The organism is Rothia sp. HMSC078H08 (genome assembly GCF_001808955.1).
Classification (GTDB): domain Bacteria; phylum Actinomycetota; class Actinomycetes; order Actinomycetales; family Micrococcaceae; genus Rothia.
This window is the reverse complement of record NZ_KV795256.1, coordinates 130,209-153,318: the sequence shown is the minus strand read 5'-3', so window position 1 is coordinate 153,318 and position 23,110 is coordinate 130,209. Positions and strand designations below refer to the sequence as shown.

General features: G+C 57.6%; 11 protein-coding genes and 1 CRISPR repeat array. Of the genes, 10 read left to right on the top strand and 1 reads right to left on the bottom strand.

Annotated features, from left to right (window positions below):
* The 7 genes from HMPREF2528_RS09205 to HMPREF2528_RS06025 all read left to right on the top strand — a co-directional run.
* On the top strand, positions 1-355 hold a 355-nt coding region (locus tag HMPREF2528_RS09205; protein WP_210397100.1), incomplete at its 5' end, for a hypothetical protein.
* Positions 356-2,182: 1,827 nt separating this feature from the next.
* The gene (locus HMPREF2528_RS06050; protein WP_070543198.1) at positions 2,183-3,793 is read left to right on the top strand and encodes a CRISPR-associated endonuclease Cas4/Cas1; all 1,611 of its coding nucleotides are present in this window, start codon (positions 2,183-2,185) and stop codon (positions 3,791-3,793) included.
* The gene (gene cas2 / locus HMPREF2528_RS06045) at positions 3,793-4,092 is read left to right on the top strand and encodes a CRISPR-associated endonuclease Cas2 (RefSeq protein WP_044141701.1); all 300 of its coding nucleotides are present in this window, start codon (positions 3,793-3,795) and stop codon (positions 4,090-4,092) included. Before HMPREF2528_RS06050 ends, cas2 begins: the two co-directional genes overlap by 1 nt.
* 231 nt (positions 4,093-4,323) lie before the next feature.
* Positions 4,324-6,010: a CRISPR direct-repeat array (repeat unit 18 nt; unit sequence GGGGACTTTCATTGAGGC).
* Positions 6,011-7,290: 1,280 nt separating this feature from the next.
* The gene (cas7u, locus tag HMPREF2528_RS06040) at positions 7,291-8,511 is read left to right on the top strand and encodes a type I-G CRISPR-associated RAMP protein Csb1/Cas7g (protein ID WP_070543195.1); all 1,221 of its coding nucleotides are present in this window, start codon (positions 7,291-7,293) and stop codon (positions 8,509-8,511) included.
* A 1-nt stretch (position 8,512) separates the two neighbouring features.
* The gene (gene csb2, locus HMPREF2528_RS06035; RefSeq protein ID WP_070543191.1) at positions 8,513-10,102 is read left to right on the top strand and encodes a type I-G CRISPR-associated protein Csb2; all 1,590 of its coding nucleotides are present in this window, start codon (positions 8,513-8,515) and stop codon (positions 10,100-10,102) included.
* Entirely contained in the window at positions 10,095-12,944 is a 2,850-nt protein-coding gene (gene cas3u / locus HMPREF2528_RS06030) for a type I-G CRISPR-associated helicase/endonuclease Cas3g (protein ID WP_070543187.1), read from the top strand. The genes csb2 and cas3u overlap by 8 nt, the downstream gene beginning before the upstream one ends.
* Positions 12,944-14,008 (top strand): aldehyde dehydrogenase, encoded by a 1,065-nt coding sequence (locus HMPREF2528_RS06025; protein ID WP_049341430.1) that lies wholly within the window; start codon positions 12,944-12,946, stop codon positions 14,006-14,008. The genes cas3u and HMPREF2528_RS06025 overlap by 1 nt, the downstream gene beginning before the upstream one ends.
* A 152-nt stretch (positions 14,009-14,160) precedes the next feature.
* Here HMPREF2528_RS06025 and HMPREF2528_RS06020 read toward each other — a convergent pair whose 3' ends face one another.
* Positions 14,161-14,916, bottom strand: a complete 756-nt coding sequence (locus tag HMPREF2528_RS06020) for a nicotinamide mononucleotide transporter (protein WP_070543184.1) — start codon at positions 14,914-14,916, stop codon at positions 14,161-14,163.
* Positions 14,917-15,405: 489 nt separating this feature from the next.
* Here HMPREF2528_RS06020 and HMPREF2528_RS06015 point away from each other — a divergent pair, with 489 nt between their 5' ends.
* The 3 genes from HMPREF2528_RS06015 to HMPREF2528_RS06005 all read left to right on the top strand — a co-directional run bounded on the left by HMPREF2528_RS06015 (position 15,406) and on the right by HMPREF2528_RS06005 (position 22,840).
* A complete protein-coding gene (locus HMPREF2528_RS06015) occupies positions 15,406-16,485 on the top strand; it encodes an S-layer homology domain-containing protein (protein ID WP_070543181.1) in 1,080 nt (359 codons plus the stop codon).
* Positions 16,486-16,976: 491 nt separating this feature from the next.
* Positions 16,977-20,069 carry a DUF5074 domain-containing protein gene (locus HMPREF2528_RS06010; RefSeq protein ID WP_070543177.1) on the top strand — a complete coding sequence of 1,031 codons (3,093 nt, stop codon included), beginning with the start codon at positions 16,977-16,979 and terminating at the stop codon, positions 20,067-20,069.
* A 578-nt stretch (positions 20,070-20,647) separates the two neighbouring features.
* On the top strand, positions 20,648-22,840 hold the full coding sequence (locus tag HMPREF2528_RS06005; protein WP_070543173.1) for an LPXTG cell wall anchor domain-containing protein: 2,193 nt from the start codon (positions 20,648-20,650) through the stop codon (positions 22,838-22,840).
* Positions 22,841-23,110 lie beyond the last annotated feature (270 nt).

Below are 23,110 nucleotides of genomic sequence, written 5' to 3'. Positions count from 1 at the left end.
CCCTTCCTTTTTGGAAGGGCTTTCATTGAGGCATGCCAAAACCACCATAAAAACCGACACCACCCACATTTCCCTGCAGTTTTGTAGGGACTATCATTGGGGGCTGGTGAACGCCCTGCATGAGTCTAGAACGAAGTCATTTCCTCACAGGCTTGGAGGGGTTTTTATTGAGGTCGCAAGGGCGGCCTGCGTGTTGTCGCTTCTAACGACATTTCCCTACATTTTGTATGGGCTTTCATTGAGGCCGATGGTGGCAATGCTGGATGAAGCAGCGAATGTGTGCAGATTTCCCTTCCTTTTGGGAAGGACTTTCATTGAGGCGCGCATGTTCCGGCAACCATTCTACGGCGCGTAGAGATTTCCCTTCCTTTTTGGAGGGGCTTTCAATAAGACAAGCTGTTGTGATGGCCCAGGATGACTGATAGACTGCTTGTTCTACAGCTTGAGATGTAGACTTTCATTGAGGCTATCGAACACTGCCGGGCGGTCCATCGCCAAACGTATTTCCCTTCCTTTTTGGGAGGGCTTTCATTGAGGCCATGCCGCGTTCTGACCGGGGGAGTACCACAGCTATTTCTCTGCCTTCGGGTGGGGACTTTCATTGAGGCTATGGCAAGTCGTTCTATATCCACGGTCACAAAGACATTTCCCTTCCTTTTGGGAAGGGCTTTCATTGAGGTGAGTACAACCTGGTCGTTGAGGGCACTCCGGTTGAATTTCCCTTCCTTTTTGGAGGGGTTTCATTGAGGCTCAGGTTGCTGTGGCTCTGATGCCAGTCGTGCAGGCATTTCCCTTCCTTTATAGAGGGGCTTTCATTGAGGCGGCGACGGCGCCATCAACCCTGACGGTTCTGTAGATTTCCCTTCCTTTTTTGGAGGGACTTTCATTGAGGTACCAAGGCAGAGCGGGAGGCAGGCGATAATGGCGGCAGTTTCCCTTCCTTTTTTGGAAGGACTTTCATTGAGGCCTCATGCATCCAATGAATCAGGTGCACAAAATGAGATTTCCCTACTTTTTCGTAGGGACTTTCATTGAGGCAACATCCTGGCTGTAGCCGTGCTCTAGCACGAAGTATTTCCCTTCCTCTTTGGAGAGACTTTCAAGAAGGAAGGCTGTTGTGAGTGCCCCGGATGACCATAGGACCGTTTGTTCTGCAGCTTGAAGTGTAGACTTTCATTGAGGCTATCCCGCGTCCCGTATCGACGGCTTCCATGCCGATATCTTTGCTTTCTAGTGGAGACTTTCATTGAAGCCAACCCTGGAAAGAGTCCAGGAAAGAACGAGAATGGTATTTCCCTTCCTTTTGGGAAGGGCTTTCATTGAGGCGAGGTTGTGGAGACTGAGGATATTTAGCCGAAAAAATATTTCCCTTCCTTCTGGGAAGGGCTTTCATTGAGGCATTCAGAAGCCGGAGGCAACTCTATGTGCGGGCTATGCGATTTTCCTTTCTTTTCGGGAGGGCTTTCATTGAGGCGAGCTGACCACCCTCCAGGATGAATCAGGGCAGTGGAATTTCCTTTCCTTTTGGGCAGGGCTTTCATTGAGGCATCGACGACCTACTGGTGCTCCGCCGTGAACGCGCTTATTTTCCTTCCTATTTGGAGGGGGTTTCATTGAGGCGAGCCGACGACGCCTTCCCAGAAGTTGCTGAGGATTATTTCCCTTCCTTTTGGGTAGGGCTTTCATTGAGGCATGATTCCCGGTGGCGGCGCCTCGCACCTGTTTGAATTTCCCTTCCTCTTGGGAAGGGCTTTCATTGAGGCGCCCTAGCCGCACACCCGCAGATAAGGTCATCACCATTTCCCTTCCTTTTTGGAAGGGCTTTCATTGAGGCATTGAGACGGGCTCATCCCTGCTTGCGCAGGAAACACCTCAACCTTCCCTACGGTTTCGTAGGGACTTTCCCTAACCTATTCCTGCTCCATTCCTGGACCCACCACAGTCCAGGAACGGAGCTTTTCCTTTTTGGCTGAGCAGGAAGCAGTCAAGCCAAAATACCAACCGCAAACCCCGCCCGCCAGCTGCTACCCGCCTCCTCCACACATCCATGCAGAAAACTCAACACGCCGACCCTGCGTCATAAACTCGCTGATAAGCCAAAACACTCCGTCGCAGTGCTAACCTCAAAATCAAGCAGACAAAGTAGACTGCTTGGCATATTCACTCACGCAAGGAGACACCGATGTCTACCCCTTACAGTGCAGGCGACGAACTTCCTATTTCACTCGTCATGCACACCGTGTACTGCCCCCGCCGCGCATGGATCGAATCCAATGGCGAAAAGACCGACACCTCACAAATGCAAGAAGGGCAATCCGCCCACAAACGAGTCGACGACCCCAAAACATCCCGCGGCACACAACAGCGCGCAGTCACCATCTCATCAACACGTCTCGGACTCACCGGACGATGCGACGCCATCGAACCCCAAGAAGACGGTTCTACCCGCATCATCGAATACAAAGCAACACCCGTACGCCGCAACGCATCCGTCACGCCCGCCCACAGGGTGCAGCTTGCCCTTCAGAAAATCTGCCTCGAAGAAGCCGGCGAAACCGTCAGTGAATGCGCGGTGCACTTCACCAACCACAACAAAACCGTGCCCGTCGATATCTCAGATGAAGACATCCGCACCGCAGAAGAATACGTACACACTACCCGCGCACTCATCGACAACCCGACAGCACCGCAACCCCTCGAAGACTCACCCCGCTGCAGCTGGTGCTCCCATATCTCCGTGTGTCTACCCGACGAATCCCACGGAAAAGAAAACATTACACGCGTCGTCGCCAGCAACCCCGACAGCCAAGTAGCGCACCTCACCACGCAAGGATCAAGAGCGACCGTCCAGCAAGGACGCCTCATCGTGCAACACCTCGGTGAAACAATCAGCAGCGTACCCCTCGAACGTGTGCACAGCCTCGTTGTCCACGGAAACATCGACGTTTCCTCCGCGCTCCTGCGGGAACTCATGTGGCGTAACTGTACCATCATCTGGTGCTCCAGCACCGGCCGAGTCTACGGCTGGTCGCAACCCAGCACCGGACCCAATGGACTGGCCCGCGTGCAACAGCATGTCCTCTCAGCACAGGGGCACCTGCCTATAGCGGCCTCCATGATTGCCAGCAAAATCTCAAACCAAGCGACCCTGCTGCGCCGCAATGGCCACGCCACAGACGCATGCCGCACCATGCGAGACATTCAGAAGCACACGCCGCAAGCTACCTCAATCCCGGAACTGCTCGGCATCGAAGGTGAAGCCGCCTCGCTCTACTTCGGCAACTTCGCGACCATGCTCAAAGAAGACGTGCTCACCGAACTCGGCTGGACCTGGACCGGGCGGCAGGGGAGAGGCGCCAACGACCCCATCAACATTCTGCTGAACTACGCCTACGGGCTGCTCAGCTCAGAATGTATTCGTGGGATTCTCACGTGCGGGCTCGACCCTCATGCCGGGTTCCTGCACAGCAGCTCTCGCAATAAGCCTGCGCTCGCGCTTGACCTTATGGAAGAGTTCCGTGCCGTCATCGCGGACTCTGTGGTGGTGTCTCTTATTAATAGGAAGCAGGTTAAAGCGGCACACTTCACGGTGGTCGGTGGTAGCTACCGGCTCACACCCGAAGGGCGAAAAACCGTCATTGCCGCGTTCGAGAAGCGAATGGCCACGGAGATTACCCACCCCACCTACGGGTATTCGGTGACGTGGCGCCGTGCTGTTGAAGTGCAGGCCCGCATGCTCCTGGGCGTTATCAACGGAACCACTCGCGAGTACACGGGGGTGACCGTACGATAATGCGTGACGACGCCCGACGAACACTTATCGCTTACGACGTGCCCAGCGACCGGCGGCGCGCCAAGCTGGCCAAGCTCATTCTCAGCTACGGGGACCGTATTCAGTACAGCGTCTTTATTGTGGATGCGGCCCCCGCCAAGGTGCGACGCATCAAAGATGAAGTTCAGGAACTCATCGATCCAGACGAGGACTCAGTGCTCTTCTGCGACCTGGGGCTGCTGGCCCGGCTTGACGAGCCGACCTTCAGCTACATTGGCCGAGCGCGTGAGGTGACCGAATCGGATGCGCTCATTCTCTAGCCGCGTGCTGCTCATTCGCTAGCGACGCGCGGCGGGGGAGCGGAGGAATGACGAGTTCGATTGCGGACTGGTAGTGGAGGTGGGGATAATGACCTTTGGAGGCTTTGTCTGTCTCCGCGAGAACCTGGCACGTGATGTGTAATCTTGGCGTGTCGCTCGCGTGATGTTTTGGCTTGTCAATAGTGTTTGAATGCTTAAACGGCTGCTTGGGTATACTTTTATTTTCCTGCATTCGGGCGGGGACTTTCATTGAGGCCAGGCGAGCACGGTTGCCAAGACGCCATTGACGCAGGATTTTTCCACCTTCGGGTGGGAACTTTCATTGAGGCCCCCATTCGCCTTTCATCGTGTGCATGACAAGACGGAGTTCTCCGCCTTCGGGCGGGGACTTTCATTGAGGCAACACTGCTAGCCGAGCCATCGATGCGGGACGCACCATTTCCCCGCTTTCGGTCGGGGACTTTCATTGAGGCAACGTCGACCGCGGCCGCTTCTTCCACTGGACCGGCAATTTCCCCGCCTTTGGGTGGGGACTTTCATTGAGGCCCTTTCTTCTGCGTGGTTAACATGATTTTCACGCATTTCCCTGCTTTCAAGCGGGGACTTTCATTGAGGCTCCAGCAGGTCGGCTATGCCGTCCATCGCCTCCAGCATTTCCCCGCTTTCGGGCGGGGACTTTCATTGAGGCTAGCCAAGTGCCGGGGAGTCTACCTCGGTGTCGGCGGATTTCCCCGCCTTTGGACGGGGCCTTTCATTGAGGCCGCTCCGTTGTCGTCCTCAGCCAGGAATTCTACGACCATTTCCCCGCCTTCGGGCGGGGATTTTCATTGAGGCAAAGAGACTTTGGAGAAAAAGGCAGTCCCTGGAGATTTCCCCGCCTTCGGGCGGGGACTTTCATTGAGGCTTTGTTGTTCTTGATGAGCTCTGGCGCGCGCTCCGTGATTTCCCCGCCTTCGGGCGGGGACTTTCATTGAGGACTCATACATTCAATAAGTCAGGTGCATATTATGAGATGCTCTCTCCTGGTGGAGGGGCTTTCATTGAGGCGATAAAACCGCTGAGCCGCTGGGCAATGTTCCGGCATTTCTCCGCCTTCGGGCGGAGACTTTCATTGAGGCGACACGCAGGATTGCACTTCGGTGTTGCAGTATCCATTTCCCGGTCTTCGGGTGGGGACTTTCATTGAGGCAAAATCTCGGCATTGGCTGAGGATACCGACGGTGCCGATTTCTCCGCCTTCGGGCGGGGACTTTCATTGAGGTGCCGCCACTGCGCAGGAGTAATGCCCCGCGCCTTGCGAATTTCCCCGCATTAGGGCGAGGACTTTCATTGAGGGGCGCCGCACGTCGCCGGGCACGTTCTCCAACCACAGAATTTCCCCGCATTAGGGCGGGGACTTTCATTGAGGGTTGCCCAGCGCTTCGGAGACAGGTCGTAGCGTCTCCACATTTCCCCGCTTTCGGTCGGGGACTTTCATTGAGGGCCGTCAGTCGCAGGTGCAACGGTCCGGAACCTGCCGGATTTCCCCGCCTTTGGGTGGGGACTTTCATTGAGGTAATCCAGCCGAAGTAATCGGCGTAAACTGGGCAACCATTTCTCCGCCTTCGGGTGGGGACCTTCATTGAGGTGCGCGAATCCTTTTGATGTGGCTGACCACCTCTGCAAATTTCTCCGCTTTCGGGCGGGGACTTTCATTGAGGCATCCTGCACGTATGGATCATTGACCCCATGCCCGAAGATTTCCCCGCCTTCGGGTGGGGACTTTCATTGAGGCGCACACCGGCGCCGCCTGTGGATGAGCGCGACACAGATTTCCCGGCCTTCGGGCGGGGACTTTCATTGAGGCAAGGTCAGTGAGCTTGCTGATGATGTGGACGGCGCAGATTTTCCCGCCTTCGGGCGGGGACCTTCATTGAGGCAACAAGGTCGCGAGTACCGGCAAGGTTCAGAACGACGCTTTCCCCGCCTTCGGGTGACGATGCTGCGGTAGACACAGATACTGCGTGATGTACACTTTGGATACGTAATCTGCGAGAATCTCATGCCATAGCAGTCTCTGCTACGCCATCACATGCTAGTTTTTAGCTAGCTATTTCTCCACCTCTGGGTGGGGACTTTCATTGAGGCTGGGTGAAGCAGCGAGGCCAGGGTTTCCAGTCGCACAATTTCCCTGCCTTCGGGTGAGGATCTTCGTTGCGGTTCTGAACGCGAATCGGGAAGTCTCACGCGGGTTACGTAGCCCCGTTCTGGAACCTACTCTGGTTTTTAGAACGGGGCTCTTCTCTTTAAAACATGAATATGGGCTGATGCGTCACCTGCTACAGATTCCTCTTGCCAGCTAGCTGAGTCTGAAATGACCAAATCGGATGCGCGTAATCTGTAACAGCGCTATGGTGAAGCCATGAGCCGAGAAGAGAATCGATTGCACCACAGGGGAGAGACAGCGATAATAGGAGAACGCCTAACACCTTTGGCATTCTTCTGTTTATCCAATTTAAATCTCCTGCCGTGCCTCGCACGGTCTGAGCCTTCATTGAGGGATCAACGTTATATAGCGGAAGTTTCGGTCGCTGGCGCCTCTCCTGCAACTGACATTGTTGCGGGAGCTTTCTCTGAATTTTGGCCCTCTTGCAAGTACGATTTATGCAGGAGGGCCAAAAAGTTATATATCAAAGTTATTTAGCGGGAGTTGTGAGGGTTGTTTAGTTGAATACTTAATGCTAGAGTTGAGGCATCAACCGGTTTAGAGATTACTTCAGCAACCTGCCGAAGTGGCTCTAGCCCCGACCTTGGAGGTGAAGGATATGTTCCGGCTACTCACAAGAAATAAAAGCCGCCCGCTACGCGAGGCGCAACGGGCGGCTTTTGTTTATATAAGTATTTACCGCATCAAGCGGCGGTTATGCCTGTTGCCGCAGACATAACCTAATCAGTATACCGGCAGTACGGAGGGGCCTCCCAATCTGTCTGCATGCTGACCGCTTGTGTGGCCATATGCCTACCTTCCATACCTGTGCTGTCACTACCCAAAATACTGGGCGTGACAGCACAGGGGAGAAGGAAGCGGCATGCCGAATCAGCAGCGTGACGAAAACACGCGCACCATTCGGAAAACCGATGTAGCTTAGAGCTATACAAGCAAACGTGCATGTCCAACGCATCGAAGCAAACGTGCACCCAACATATAAGGAGACAACCATGTCCCAGAACACCATCACCCTCGCCGACCTCCTCGAAAACGTCGAGCTCGGCGGCGGCTCCGTCCTCACCTCCATCACCGAACTCGAACCCGCAGCAGGCCCCCACGCATCCGTGGCACCCGCCAAGTTTGTCGACGGCTCCAAGTCTGTCTTCGCCTACGAGAATCGCTACATCGAGGACGACGCTCAGAAGGTAGTCCTCATCGACAGCAAGCAGTCCGAACTCAATCGCGCAGAAGCCGCCATCGAACAGGGCTGCCAGTACGGCGACGAAGCGGCTGTAAAGATTCCCCGCGCCGTCGTCACCTACCAGACCGAAAACGGCCCCGTCGAATACACCGACATGGAACTCTCCCACCGCGTCTTCGACGGCCACTTCCGCGCCGGTTACGTCGACGGTAAGCCCATCACCGAAAACGACCAGTACCGTGCACTGCGCAACTGCACCCCCGCAGACATGAGCGCACTGCTCAACACCGCCCCTGCAGCGCTCCTCTTCGGCGCATGGGACTCCACCCGCAAGAGCAACCAGGTCCGCCTGCGTAGCGCCCTCGTCGGTGAAATTATCGGCGTCCTCGCAGACCAGGATCCTGGCGCTGAACACCGACAGGCACGCCGTGGCGGCGCCCGCGTCGACGCCGTAGCCGCCAGCGTAAAGCTTGGCGCCAAGGAACTTAACTCTCTCGTCGATGACCAGGAAGCTGAACTGAGCGCCAAGAATGTTGCCGCACGCCGCAAGGAAGTAAAGACCGCCAAGGCTGATGCTCGCATCTCCGCTTCCACTCTCGGCCTGGGTAGCATCCCGCCCTCGCTCGAAGAAACCGGTGCCGTTGCATGCCGCCGTATCATTCGCTCCTGGGTTCTGAGCCTCGCCACCCTGCGCCAGCTGCGCTTCGGTCAGGACGAGACCAAGAACGTTGCTGCCCGTGCACTCCTTGCCGCACTCGGCCTCAATGCTATTGCCCGTGCGGAGCGTGAACTCTACATCCGTGCTAACTGCGACCTGATTGAATCCTCCGCACCCGTTGTCACCCTCGACCAGCGTTTCGGTGAGAAGAGGACCTTCGCACCCCTGACCGTTGAACACACCGACCAGCTTCTCCTCGAAGCTATCGAGAACGCCAAGAAGGTGGGTGTGGCTGACTGGAACGGCCAGACTTTCAACGTTGACGGCAACCCCATCATCATCAAGAACGCCACCGCGGAGGACGCTGAATAATATGACGAACCTCGGAATTCTCGCGAGGTTCCCGCTCGGCGTATACCAGGGCCACAAGGCAGACGGAAGCCCCGACGCCTTCCCCGACCCTGCCCGCTTGCAGGCCGCGCTCCTCAGCGCGGCCGCGCAGGGACCTCACGCAATTATCGAAAACGGGCAGCTTGCCCCTTCGGAAGAATCTCTCAAGGCTCTCAAATGGCTTGAGGAGAACCCTCCGATTGGGTTGCAGCTTCCCGACATGTGCCCCGTGTACCGCTCACCCAACAAGATGAGCCGATTCATGTACCGCGAGGTAGCACGTTCCACCAAGGATGGGCGGCAGACCGAACGTCGCGCCGTATCCGACGGCTGGGCAGTATCCGACACCATCGGCTGGCAGTACGATAAGGTACCCGCAGACATCGCGGAAACCATCACCCAGCTCTGCGGAGAAGTACCCTCCCTCGGAGAAGCCAGCAGCTTCACCGCCCTCTACACCGGAGACGTGGAACCCACCCACACCATCGACACTAAATCGGGCCCCTTCGAAGCAGGCGGCATGCCCATCCGTGTGCCCGTACCCGGTCGAATCAACGCGCTCATGCGTGCCCATGCAGAAGCGTACCCCGCCAAGGTACCCACCAAGGCAGGCGACAAGACCGCTACGAGCGACACGATGCGCCCCTCCCCGGTACCCACCGCAGGCCTGGGATCCATCAAGTACCAGCCTGTGGAGGCTGAAACCTCCATCAGCCCATGGGAATACTTGTGGCTCCTCGAAGTAGACGGTGAAGAGCTGAAGCCCGAACAGTACGTCAAGGCAAGCTCCCTGCTGCACAAGGCTCTCGTAGCTGCCGCAGGATTCGGCGCACCCAGCCTCATCACCGGCAGGTACCCCAAGGGTCACAAGCCGGCCAACAGCCTGGCGCTGCAGTACCTGCCTGCCCGCTACCTGCCCGACTATCTGCGTCGTGAGGTGAAGTCTAAGGGAGTCCTGCTCGTCTTGGTCCCGGCAAGCGCCCCGACCGATGAAGCAGTAGAACTCGGTATCGCACTCAGGAGTGTAGAAACCCTCTACGCTCAGGACTTCCCCCGACTGACCGTGAAGCTTCGCCAGAAGCGCCTGCCCGCACAAAGTTTCTGGGATGCTCCCAAGACCGGGTACAAGCGTCTGTGGCGTACCCTCAGCGCGGCCGTGCCCGAATCGCGTGTGTTCAACCGCCCGAAGAAGGCAGAGACGAAGGCCTGGACCTTCGCTGACACCGCTCTGCTTTCCATGGCTTACGTGTGGCGTGACAGCTTCGAAGCGCCCGATGCTGAAACCTCACGCGAACGAATTCGCAGCTTGAGGGACCAGGTCGAGGAAACGGCTGAAGCCAAGGTTCTGGAAGCCCACCGTGTAACCCAGAACCCCGCTGCCTACGCCTACAAGCTGCCCCGCACTCTGCCCGCAGAGCCGTGGCGCGGCGTTGTAGACCTCGGCAACCTGGCAACGGACACGACCCTCGTAGCCATCGGCCAGTCCCGCCACATGGGCGGCGGCCTGCTGGTTCCGTTCGACGTGCCCACCGAAGAATACGACCGCCGCAAGAAGGAGGAAAAGCATGACTAGCCCCGCTACCAAGCTGCCCTCTATTACTCGTGATGAGTTCGGTGAGTTCTTTGCCGCGCTTGATGCTGCGCTTGATGCCGCACGTAACAACGCACCTAACGAAGCACCCAAGGAAAAGCAAAAGCGCTACCCCTTCAGCTGGCAGGAAGAAGTGCTCGACCACATTTGCGAGCACGGCGTATGGCCGGAACGTATTAACGCGCCGACCGGCTCCGGCAAGTCCTCCGTGGTTGATATCCATCTCTTCGCGAATGCGCTCGCCGCGGTTGGCGCCGCGCCGCGCGTTCCCCGTCGCCTCTGCGTGACCGTGGGACGCCGCGCGCTGGTCGACAGCCAGGCAACCCGTGCCGACAAGATTCTCGGCTGCCTGGAGGACGCGCTCGCTGATGGATCCGGTGAGCCCGATATTCTGCGTAGGGTTGCTGAAGCTCTCCAGAGCTTCCAGACCCGCAACGACGAGAAGGGGAGCAAACCCTTCGAGACTGGTCACATCCGTGGCGAACTCTCGAACCGCAACCTGCCGGTCACCGACATTTCGGCTTGCGCAATCATCGCCGCAACCCCGGATATGTACGGTTCGCGAGCGCTCTTCCGCGGCTACGGCAGCACCAAGGCTGCCCGCCCGCGTGAGACCGCTCTGCTGGCCATGGACACCGTCATGGTGCTCGATGAGGCACACATGAACCGTCAGCTGCTGCACACCACTCAGCGTATTGCCGAGCTGCAGAAGCGCGAGGCCAACCTGGGTGTTCCTACCCTGCAGGTGGTTGAGACGACCGCTACCCCCTCCACTGAGGACAGCGATTCAACCACGCTGGGCGTGGACATTGAGGCTCTCGACAGCCCGAATGATGAAGAGCTGCGCAAGCGTGTCCACTCGCATAAGGAACTGGTGCTCCGCCCCATCGATAAGTGGGATGGCAAGCCCGGTAACGCTGCGACCGTGAATGCTGCTGTGGACGCAATTAAGGATTTCCTTGCTCACCGTGAGGCGGGTGAAGGCTCCGATGAAGCCCACACTGTCGGTTGTATCGTCAACCATGTGCGGACGGCTATCTCCATCAAGGAGAAACTCACCAAGGACAAGGTGCTTGGAAAGGATGAGGTTGAGCTTCTCGTAGGACGCATGCGCCCGTACGACCTGAAAAAGTTGCAGAAGAAGCACAGCAAGCTCTTCACTACCGAAGGCGATGAGTCCGTGAAGGTTGTTGTTGCCACCCAGACTCTTGAAGTCGGTATTGACGTTGACTTTGCTGACCTGGTGACCGAGCTGGCTCCGGCTTCCTCCTTGGCGCAGCGCTTCGGCCGTGTTAACCGTCTGGGCCGCCGTAAGAATTCCAAGGTCGTCGTTATTGGGCCTACCAATGGTGACTCGGTCAAGAAGGACGCGCCTCCCTACAAGGCGGTCGACCTTAGCAATGCGTATGGTTGGCTCGAAGCGCTCAACGATGCTGAGAACCCGTCGGTGAACCCCGCTGCAATGGTGAAGAACCCGCCGGTACAGTCCTCCCCGGAGCGTCTGCTCTACCAGCGACCGGAATGGTCTGACCTGCTGGAATTCTCACGTACCGACGAGAACCCCTACGACGAGCCGGACCTTGACCTGTGGCTGCACGACTCCCTGGAGGCGGAAACCGCGATGGGCGGTGTTATCGTGCGCGATAACCTGCCGAGCAACACTTCTGCCGCCATGGAGATTCTCAAGACCGGCTACTTCGCACCGCGCGACGAGGAAACCTTCCCCGCGAATCTGAAGATTCTCAAGGAGATTCTGGACCACCAGGATGAGCACGGCGTGAAGCCGCGTAAGTTCCTTTACCGTCAGGGTGAAATTTCCCTGTGGCAGGATGCTGACCAGGGTGAAGAGAACAACCAGACGTTGGCTCCCGGTGACGTTCTGATTCTTGATACGGGGAGTATTCCGTTCACGAACCAAAACATTGCTGTGACTCAGCGTGAGTTGCCTTCTAAGAAGGACGAGCTGGAGGCTGTGCCCTTCCCCGAGGGCATCAAGCTCTACGTGTACGAGAAGTGCGTGGACCGTGAGGAAGACTTCAGGGAATATCTGGGTCTCTCTCCCGAAGAGGTAGCAGAACTGCTTGACAGCCAAGCTTCGGGCGGCCAGAAGAGGATTGCTTCTGAGCTTTCTACCGAGGCTGAGGACGGTCAGGAAGTTATTTCCTGGTACGCCGACGTGACCGACGACAAAAAGTCTATTGAAGGCTCCGATATCGCTCAGGAACTGGCGCTGACTGGCCCCGTTCTTCTGGACGACCACCAGAACGATGTTGCTGAGCGTACCCGTCAGCTTGCCGAGAACCTCGGCCTGGCACCGGAATTCTCGGAGGCCCTGGAACTGGCTGCAAAGTACCACGACGAGGGCAAACGCGACCTGCGCTTCCAGCAGATGCTAGGTGCAGACCCGGATGCCGAGGCGCTTGCAAAGAGCGGCCACCGTTCCGTGGCAGAGGCGTACCGCGCCCGTAGTCGTAGCGCCCTGCCGAGGGGCTGGCGTCACGAGCAGCTGTCTGCACTCATGGTTGCGGCCTCGCCCGAAAAGATGGGGGAGCACCGCGACCTGGTATTGCGCATCATTGGCTGCAGTCACGGTCACGGCCGGTTCTCCTTCGACCACGACGCAGGCTTCCTGCTCAAGGAAGGCTACCAGCCCGAGGGAACGGACTACGAAGCGCTCAAGGAACAGGCAACCCGACTCTTCAACGTCGGCTACTGGGATAACCTCATGGAGCAGACGAGCCGCACCTACGGCCCGTACGCTACCGCCTACCTTGAGGCTGTTGAACGCGCAGCAGACGCCCAGATTTCACGGGAGGGACACTAATGGCAACGCTGACTATTGCCGGTGACTACACCTCGGCATTGACCCATTTTGCCCTCTACGGGCTGTCCCTGATGGTTGAGCAGAAGCACCCCGGAACCGTCACTGTCGGTTGGTCTCAGGAAGGTCAGCCGCGCGCCCAGATGCATGCTGAAGGCGTGTCAGAAGAAGAAATTACCGAGTGCGTGCACTCCTACGTTTCTTCCCTGGCTGCTGATGGTAGCTGGGTGAACGTTGACCAGTCCTACGGTGCGGGTAAGGAAGCTGCTGTTTTCTCCCCGTTCTCCCCGCGTATTCGAGGAATCGACGCGGAGAAGTACCCGGACGACTGGGCTTCTCACCAGAAGACCCGACAGGCTCATCTGGATGCGCTGATGGAACGTGACGACCTACTGTCTCTGCTCTGGATCTCCGGCCTGGGCGAACCTGCCTACTGGCGTTTTGAAGCCAAGGCTCCTCGCCCCGACCACGGTGCATCCCGCTGGGAGATGAAGACCCGCAACAAGGGCCAGGAGTTCGTTAAGGACCGTCTGCGCCTGATGTGCGCGGACCTGGCCACCTGGGAACCTTCCGCGACGCTCAGCGGCATTACCGGGCAGACCCTGTACGACTCGCTGGATAATAAGCCGGAATCCCGAACCGGAACCGGTTTTACTGTCCCGCAGCCGACCGATACCGCGCTCGCCTTCTGTGCGCTGGTGGGTGTTGCGAATTTCCCGGTGATTCACCAGATCCACCGGATTGGTGTGACCCCCGGTGCGTACCCGTACAACGCTTTGCACCCGCGGCTCATGGTGCTTCCGGTATCCTCCGGAAGGGTTACGCCCGCCCGGCTGCGAACTGTGCTGCGCAGCCACCCCTACCGTAGGGCGGTTGACGAACTCGGTAAGGCGATGGAACGCGGCTCTTTGAGCTCTGACATTTTCGTGTCCGAGCTGGCGGATGAGAAGGCGATTCTTCGTGAGAAGGGCGTTCAGGCGTTTGTTGCTTTCCCCATCGCGAAGGTGGGTAGTGATTCGGCTCCTGAGCGTCAGGTTCTGAAGGGTAGCGCGATTCCGCTGGGTTAACCTAGCCGCTTATCGAAGCGGGCAAATATGCCCGCACAATGCAGAGGAGGGGCCCTCCGGTCGTATTGCCGGAGGGCCCCTCCCTACCTATTATGAGTGCCTACATATCGCTGGGTGGATATGCGGTAGCTGGTGCGCCAGGGAACCGCCCCTTACGCCACCGCCAGGGTGCCCTTGGCTGCGGTGCCGCTTCGGGTCCACAGCAGGAGCGCCGCCACGCTATTGATGATGTAGAAGATATACTTTCCGACGTTCGCAAAGTTGCCCTGAGTCAGCGCCTTCACGCACTGCACTGTGTTGTACAGGAACCAGAATTGCCACTGCATCGTGAGCTTGAGCGCGTTCAGAATGTTTGCTGACAGGGAGAGGCCAAACACTACGGTCGTGATCCAGAACAGGAACGAGGTCTTGCCGCCGTAGCCAATGTAGTTCGCGACCAGGGAGAACGCGAACGAGCCCACCACAATACCGCTAATAATCAGCTGACCCTTCGCGCCGGTCGGCGGTTCCATCGCCTTGCCGCGTTCGGAGTTCTGCCACCTACGAATCGCGAAGGTGTACACGATGAACGTTACCGGGTAGGTGATGATCGCTGCCTTGTTGCCCAGAATGTAGTCAATCGCGCCAGACAGCGCCGTGTTAATAATGCCGAGCACGTTGCCGATGTTTGAGAGGCGGCCGGTCAGGCGGGTAGACATCATTGAAATACCCACGTTAATCACGGAAATCACACCGAGGGGGATGAAGGGCGTAATCGGGCCCCAGTCGACGTATTTGTCGAGGGTGGTGCTCAGGTATCCTGAGGCGACTGCGATGGCGATAACCAGTGCTACGCCGAAAAGGTCGGCGTACTTAGACTTGGCAAAAAAGAGGAGAGCCTTCTCGTATGAGAATTCCTTGGCCTCCATGGGTAACTCCTTTGTTGAGGATATAGGAACAGTGATAGGGTACCAATAACTATAACTCTTTGAAAAGGGCTTGAAACGGCGTGTCACACATAAAACTTCAGAAACCCACATAATCCACCCCTCGGAACGCCTCGGTGTGGAACAACCCAAAATCACCCCATCAAGAACCCATACCAACTTCCGGCAAACCTTGCCAGATATCGCCTCTACTTCGTTGGATATCGAAAATGGGCGTAAAATCACCGCCGGTTCGTCTTCGCTTTATAGGAAACCTTAAGGTACGCTAGATGACTGGGTCAGGGAACTCGTGCCGGTCTCACTCACCGCGCATCCGCCCGACAGACACCCGCACCCCGGTATGCTGCGTCTCACTCACGCACACAGGGGAGGGAACCCAACGTATCGGCCTCACTCACCGTTTACGCCGCTGTCCGCGCATCCTGCCACCCGTAACTCACTCAACTCAAACAAGAACTGAATAGGACAATCATGCCCTTGCTTACCCATCGACTCTCACGACGATTCTTCGTAAAGGGTGCTTCCGCCGCCGCCGCTGCAGGCGCACTGACCCTGCAGGCACAGGCCGCTCAGGCTGACGAAGCTCCCGCAAACCTTGCCCCGGCAACCGAGGAAACTAAAGGCCCGCGCCTCGTTATTCAGCGTGCCACCATCACTGAAACCGGTATGACCGTCAACTACACTGCACACGGTCTGCGCGAATTCCTCACCGAAGGCACCACTCTGACCGTACGCCACGGCTACGTTCGTAACGACTCTTTCGAAACTCTGCGCTCCTGGCCGCTCACCCCCGAATTTGACGGTGAAGCTGACAGCTTCAGCGGTAGCGACCAGTTCCCCATCGAGCTGATGCAGGGTGAGGGTGTTGATCACGCCCTGCAGCTGGATATTTGCTCCGACCCGTGGGGTCAGGAGGTTACCCACCAGATTGCTGCGCGTATTCCCTTGGCTGAGACTAAGATCCTGAAGACTTCTTTCGAGGATGTTCCGGGTAGCCACCCGTTCGCTGAGGATATCCGCATGGCGAACCAGAAGAAGTGGCTGATGCCGAACCCGCAGTCTGGCGCGTTTGAGCCGGACCGCCCTGTGACCCGTGAGGAGCTTATTGCTCTGCTGAACCACGCTGCTGGTCATGCTGGCGTGAGCGAAAACTCTGAGGTTGCCCCCTTCGCGGATGCGGCAGGCCGCCCGACCGCGAATGCGTTGCACTGGGCTCGTGATCGCAAGATCACCGAGCCGCTCACTGGTGGCGACAAGATTGACCCGACCGCACCGGTTTCTCACGAGCAACTGGCGGCTGTGCTGTTCCAGTACAACGCGGAGGTTCAGCTGACTGAAATGAACGAGGCTGTTGGTTCTCGTTTCCGCGACGTGCTCGGTGCCGGTACTCTGCACCGTTACGTTGCGTGGGCTGGCGCGAACGACATCGTGCTGGATTCTTCGGGTGTGTTCAACCCGACCGCGCCGACTACTCGTGCGGAGCTGGCTCGTTTCATTCGCCGCTACAAGCTGCAGAACCTGCTGTTCACTGACTTCTCGTATGTCTCCTAATATTTAGTCACCCCTGGCACCGTGTCACCTAGGTACCGTGCGTTGGGGTGCGTGGAACCCCCGTCTTCTGGCTTTTGCTGGAGGCGGGGGTTCCTCTATGCCCTTTTACGGTGCCCCTTGGGTGGCGCCCTGCGGCGCGCTATGCCGAGGCACTATGCTGGGGTGCCGTTTTGACGCATTATTTCGGGGTGCTGACTCGTGCCGTGCTGCTACATTGCCGCTTCTCGGGGAGTTTTAGTGACAGGCTGTGCCTGTCATATGAAATTTTGCGTCATATATACCTGAAATCTTGCAAAATCCTGTGCGCTAAGTAAGTATTACCTAGAAGGTAAATTAATGATTGCCTTACTTAATACTGTGTGAAGACTAGTTTCCTTCCTCGTGGGCCCACGAAACCCACACCAGAGAGCAGGAAAAACGCGGTACCTCACTGCCCTGTAGGCGGGGGAGAGACGCACCTCCACACACCACCCACGAAAAAGGACATACATATGAACCTCGCTTCGAGCAAGGCATTCAAGGGCCTCGCCGTTGGATCGCTGGCACTGGCAATTTCAGGTGTTGCCACCATCCCCGCATCGTTCGCGGCAGACTCCACCCCGGCGGCAAGCCAGAGCACTGACGCTCGCACCATCACCGATAAGGCGATGGCTAAGATCACTCAGGGCCTGCCCGGCCAGTTCCAGGTCGCATACTCCAAGAAGACCAACAAGATTTGGGTTGCGGGCACCGCTGACCGCGACGAGCACGTTTCCACTATTGCTCGCATTGACGCAAACTCCCTGAAGATTGAGGCTGTCGCCGAGTTGCCCATCGTCAAGAACGACAAGGGCTACTCCTACGAGGGTGCGTACGGTATCACCGTCGATGACGAGGAAGGTACCGTGTGGGTGACCAGCACCCGCGATAACTCCGTTGCCGTGTACGATCAGGCGACCATGAAGCAGCTGTGGACCAATGCGGGTCTGAGCAAGGACGACCCGAACTGGATTGAGCACCCCCGCGAGGTGCGTGTCGATCACGAGTCGGGTAAGGCTTTCGTGACCGGTCGCTTCTTTGTCTCGGCTATCGATCTGAAGACCAAGCAGGTTGAGAAGATTCAGCTTGAGGGCGCACCCGATGGCGGTACCCGCTACATCAGCATGAACATTCTGGTGGACGGCGGCAAGCTGTACGTGCCCGAACGCACCGGCGGCAAACTCTTCGTGATCGACACCAAGACCTTCAAGGTCGAGAAGACCATCTCTGTGAAGGGCGATAAGGACGGCGAGGTTCGCCCCTCCGACGTGGCTATTGACCACTCGCAGAACGAAATTTACGTCTCCTCCCAGGGCGTGAAGGGCGCGAACTCCGGTGTATCCGTGTACGATGCGACCACCTACGAGTTCAAGAAGTTCATCCCCTTCGGCACCCAGGCGCTCTCGCTCGATAACGATGAGGCCAACGACCTGGTGTACGTGACCGACTTCGGCACCGGCAAGGTGGGCGTGATTGACGGCGGCGCAGCGGACAAGCTGATTGCCGAGGTTGCCATGAACGGCGGCAAGGCAAACGACCTGGTCGTACTGCCCAACGGCTCCGTTATCGCTGTGGACAAGCAGGCTGGCGCAACCGCAACCGTGCCCTACGTCCTCGACGGTACCACCGGTACCGTCAGTACCTCCAGCCAGGTCACCAGCAAGCCTTCTAAGGACAAGCAGGGCAACGAGGTTCCCGCCAAGACCTCCGAGATTCAGGCGAACTCCATCCTGAAGTTCAAGGTCACCGCAACCGCAGGTGACAACTCCGAGATCAAGCAGGTCACCCCCGAAACCCGCGAGTTCCAGGGCTACCCGGCAACCGCCACCAAGACCAAGGCAACCGACTCTACCACCCCCTCCACCGAGGCACACCGCACCGTGGATGCAAACGGTAGCGTTGCGAACATCATTCAGGGTCTGCCCGGCCAGTTCCAGGTTGGCTACTCCAAGAAGAACCACAAGCTGTTCGTGCCCACCGTGGGTGCACGCGGCGGCCTCGCCTCCTCCCTGGCACGCGTGGATGCAGACACCCTGCAGACCGAGGCTTTCGCCGAGCTGCCCGTGAAGAAGAACGACAAGGGCCAGTACGGTTACACCTCCGCGTACGGCGTGACCGTTGATGATGTGGACGGCACCGTGTGGGTTACTAACACCACCGACAACTCCGTAGCAGTGTACGACCAGCAGACCCTCAAGCTCATCTGGACCAACGAGGGTGTGAAGAAAGACGACCCGAACTGGATTGAGCACCCCCGCTCCGTTTTGGTTGACCACGAGTCCGGTAAGGCGTTCGTGACCGGCCGCTTCTTCGTCTCCGCTATCGATCTGAAGACCAAGCAGGTTGAGAAGATTCAGCTCGAAGGCGCACCCGACGGCGGCACCCGCTACATCAGCATGAACCTGTTCCTCGACGGCGGCAAGCTGTACGTGCCCGAGCGCACCGGCGGCAAGCTCTTCGTCGTGGACACCAAGACCTTCAAGGTTGAGAAGACCATCCAGACTCAGGGTGAGGATTCCACCGTTGAGGTTCGCCCCTCCGACGTTGCTGTGGACCACTCGCTGAATGAGATTTACGTTTCTTCTCAGGGTGTGAAGGGCGTCAACTCCGGTATCTCCGTGTACGACCTGACCACCGGCGAATTCAAGAAGTTCGTCAAGTTCGGCACTCAGGCGCTCGCTCTGGAGCACGATGAGGACCGCGACCTGGTATACGTAACCGACTTCGGTACCGGCAAGGTGGCTGTCTTCGACGGCCGTGCTGACGAGGTCATCGGCGAGGTTGAGATGAACGGCGCAGCCGCGAACGACGTGACCCTGCTCAAGGACGGCTCCGTACTGGTTGTTGACAAGAAGGACCGCGACGAGAAGGTGACCCTGCCCTACGTGCTCAACGGCACCACCGGCGAAATCACCACCGCCAGCGAGTACACCACCCTGCCCACCAAGGATCGCCAGGGTAACGACGTTCCCGCATCGGTTCAGCAGCTGAAGGCTAACTCGATTCTGAAGTTCAAGGTTGGCGTGAAGGACACCGACGCGAGCGCAGCTCCGGTGGGTATCACCCCGACTTCGCTGGACTTTGCGGGTTACCCGACGGTGACCGGTGTGAAGGCTGAGGAGTCGAAGCCGGCTGACCCGAAGCCTGCAGACCCGAAGCCTGAGGATAAGAAGTCTGAGGACGCTAAGTCTGAGGACAAGAAGTCTGACGCTAAGTCTGAGAACACCGCAGAGGCTAAGGATCAGACTTCCAAGGATCAGGCATCTCAGTCTGATTCGAAGTCTGACGCTAAGACCGGTGCACTGGACTCCAAGTCTGCTCCGGATGCTGTGAAGGCTGATAAGTCCGGTTCGGCTGTGAAGAACGGTGGCTCCTCTGCAGGTGGCTCCGATAATTTGGGCAGTGGCTCCTCGGTAGCTAAGAGCGACGCAGGTTCCTCGCAGGCTGGCTCTTCGCGTGGCGCTCTGGCGAACACTGGTGCGAACGCTGTGATGCCGCTGGTTGCTTTCGCTTCTGTGGCTCTGGTTGCGGGTGCTGCTCTGGTGATGCGCCGCCGCAAGGCATAAGCGTAGCGTTTAGTTTTCGGGCGTAAATGCTCGATGTAACGCGTGAGAAGGCGGGTATTTTCTCTTTCGGATTCTTTGAATCTGGGGGAGGGAGTACCCGCCTTTTGCGTGCCCGCTTGGGCTAATGCTGGGTGGGTGGTTTTAAAGCATATTTATATATGTGCACTTGCTTGTAAAAATATAGGTTTTGAATGTTAAAAAATGTGTGGCCCGTGGTGAATGTCGCTGGCGCGCCTCACCTAAACATTTACATTAATGTGTAAATATAAAAGCATCACAATACCCCTCGCGACCTGGGTTTTTGCCCGCAAGAGCAAGGAAAAACCGGGGAAGCGCCTCAACCTTCACGTGATACTGAAGGCGAATTAGGGGATCACTCACAAAAACACAAAACACGCCCACGTCGCTGCTTGTATTTTCCTGGGAAAACATTGAGGATTAGAAGGTAGGTAAATTTATGCGTTACCTGCATTTCTGCTTTTCGTGCCGTCGAATATGTCACCGCATATTCACGGGTGTCTCGTTAGCATTCGCATGCGGCATGTGAGCACTTCCGTTACACATTTGAAGGACACACATTGAACCTCACTCCCTCCTCGGGCAAAGCACTGAAGGGGCTCGCCGTCGGCTCCCTCGCGCTCGCAATCTCCGGCGCAGCCATGATTCCTGCCTCCTTCGCAGCACCGAACACCGCAAACCAGACCGCGACCCCCAGCGCATCGGCTCCTTCCACCGCATCGCTGAGCCGCGTTGTTGACACCTCCGCGTCCGTCGCGCAGATTACCCAGGGTCTGCCCGGCCAGTACCAGGTTGCATACTCTAAGGCGACCAACAAGATCTGGATGGTCGGTGTGGGTGCCCGCGGCGACCTCGCCTCCACCATTGCTCGTGTCAACGCAGACACTCTTCAGATTGAAGAAGTGGCGGCGCTTCCCTTCGAGCTGGATAAGAACGGCGAATTTGGCTACATTTCCGCGTACGGCATCACTGTTGATGACGTGTCCGGCACCGTGTGGGTTACTAACACCACCGATAACTCCCTGTCCGTGTTCGACCAGAACACCATGGAACAGATTTGGACTAACCACGGTATCGCTGAGAGCGACCCGAACTGGATTGAGCACCCCCGCTCTGTGCTGGTGGACCACAACTCCGGCAAGGTGTTCGTGACCGGCCGCTACTATGTGTCCGCAATCGACATGAAGACCTTCGAGGTCACCAAGCTGCAGCTGGAGGGCGCCCCCAACGGCGGTACCCGCTACGTCGGTATGAACATGACCGTTGACGGCGACAAGCTGTACGTGCCCGAGCGTACCGGCGGCAAGGTCTTCGTCATCAACACCAAGACCTTCAAGACTGAGCAGGTTATTCAGACCCGGGGCGAGAATTCCTCCGTTGAGGTTCGTCCCTCTGACGTCACTATTGACCACTCCGAGAACGAAATTTACGTCTCCTCGCAGGGCGTGGACGGCGTGAACTCCGGTATCTCCGTCTACGATTTGACCACCGGTGCGTTCAAGAAGTTCGTTAAGTTCGGCACCCAGGCGCTGTCCATGGAGAACGACGAGGACCGCGACCTGGTGTACGTGACCGATTTCGGTACCGGCAAGATCGCCATCTTCGACGCCAAGGCTGACCGCGTGATTGGTGAGGTTGAGATGAACGGCGGTAAGGCTAACGACCTGACCGTCACCGAGGATGGCTCCGTCATCGCAGTGGACAAGCAGGACATTGCTAACACCACCGCGGCGGTACCCTACGTGCTGAACTCGAAGACCGGTGACGGCTCCATGACCGACACCTATACCTCCAAGGCGACCGTTGACCGTAACGGCAAGGCTGTTCCCTCCTCGCAGCAGAAGCTGGTTCCGAACTCCATCGTGAAGTTCTACGCTGAGGTTTCCGAGGGCGAGTTCACCTCCACCGCGACCATTAACCCCGCTAAGGTTCCTTTCCAGGGCTACCCGAAGCAGGCTACCGCAGTGCTGATTGACCCCACCCTGAACTTCGCTGAGGGCACTGTCGACATTACTCGCCCCTATACCTTCCATGTGTCCGGCTATGACTTTGAGAAGCCCCCGGCTGAAGGTATTCGCCTGTTCCTGGTCAAGGAAGGCGAATGGTCGATGGGTTTCGACAAGCTGACCGATAGCGAACTGGCAAGCATTCAGAAGGTCTCGACCGTCGTTCCGGCGAGCGCGTTCGTCTACAACGCACGCACCGGCAAGTACTCCTTCGACGCGACCCTGCGTGTTCCCGCGAACACCATGCAGTACAGCCAGGGCTACATGCTCGGTACCGTCACCGCTGGTTCTGACGTGGCAACCAACCGCAATTACGATTCGGCTGTTTCGCTGATCGTCAACGACGCGAAGGATGCCGGCAACGCAGATAACCGCGATGAGGCTGACGAGCCGGCATTCCCCGCTAACGCCTCGGCATCACCCTCCGCATCTGCTGCAGTTGCAGAGAAACCGGCGGCTGATCAGCCCAAGGGTGAGCAACCGAAGGCTGAGGAAGCTAACGACCAGCTGGGAACCACCGCGAAGACCGCGCCGCTGAAGAACTCTTCTTCGGTGAAGTCTGACTCCCAGCCTAAGGGCTCTAACTCCGATGCTCAGGTGAGCGCTTCGGCTACCAAGTCTGCGCCTCAGAGCAAGGGCTCGCTGGCTAAGACCGGTGCTCAGAACGTTCTGAGCCTGGCTGCTGTCGGTGCGTTCGCGCTGATTGCCGGTGCCGCTGTGATGGTGCTTCGCCGCCGTAAGGCATAGTTTCTTGCTCTAGTTTGAGCGGATGCGCCCCGTACACTGTGCGGGGCGCATTTTTGTGTCTATCTGCGGGGGGGGGGGGCGCCTGGTGCAGCTGTAAAAGAGCCGGTGCTGAGGGTCTTGCACTCGGTGTAAAATATGTGACTCAATTCACTGCTTTTCGATTTGGTTGTTCCTGGGAAGCTCTGTATAGTTATATGTGTTGCCAGGGAGACCTGGTAAAAGAGATGTAAATCTCACGGCCCCATCGTATAGCGGCCTAGTACTCCGCCC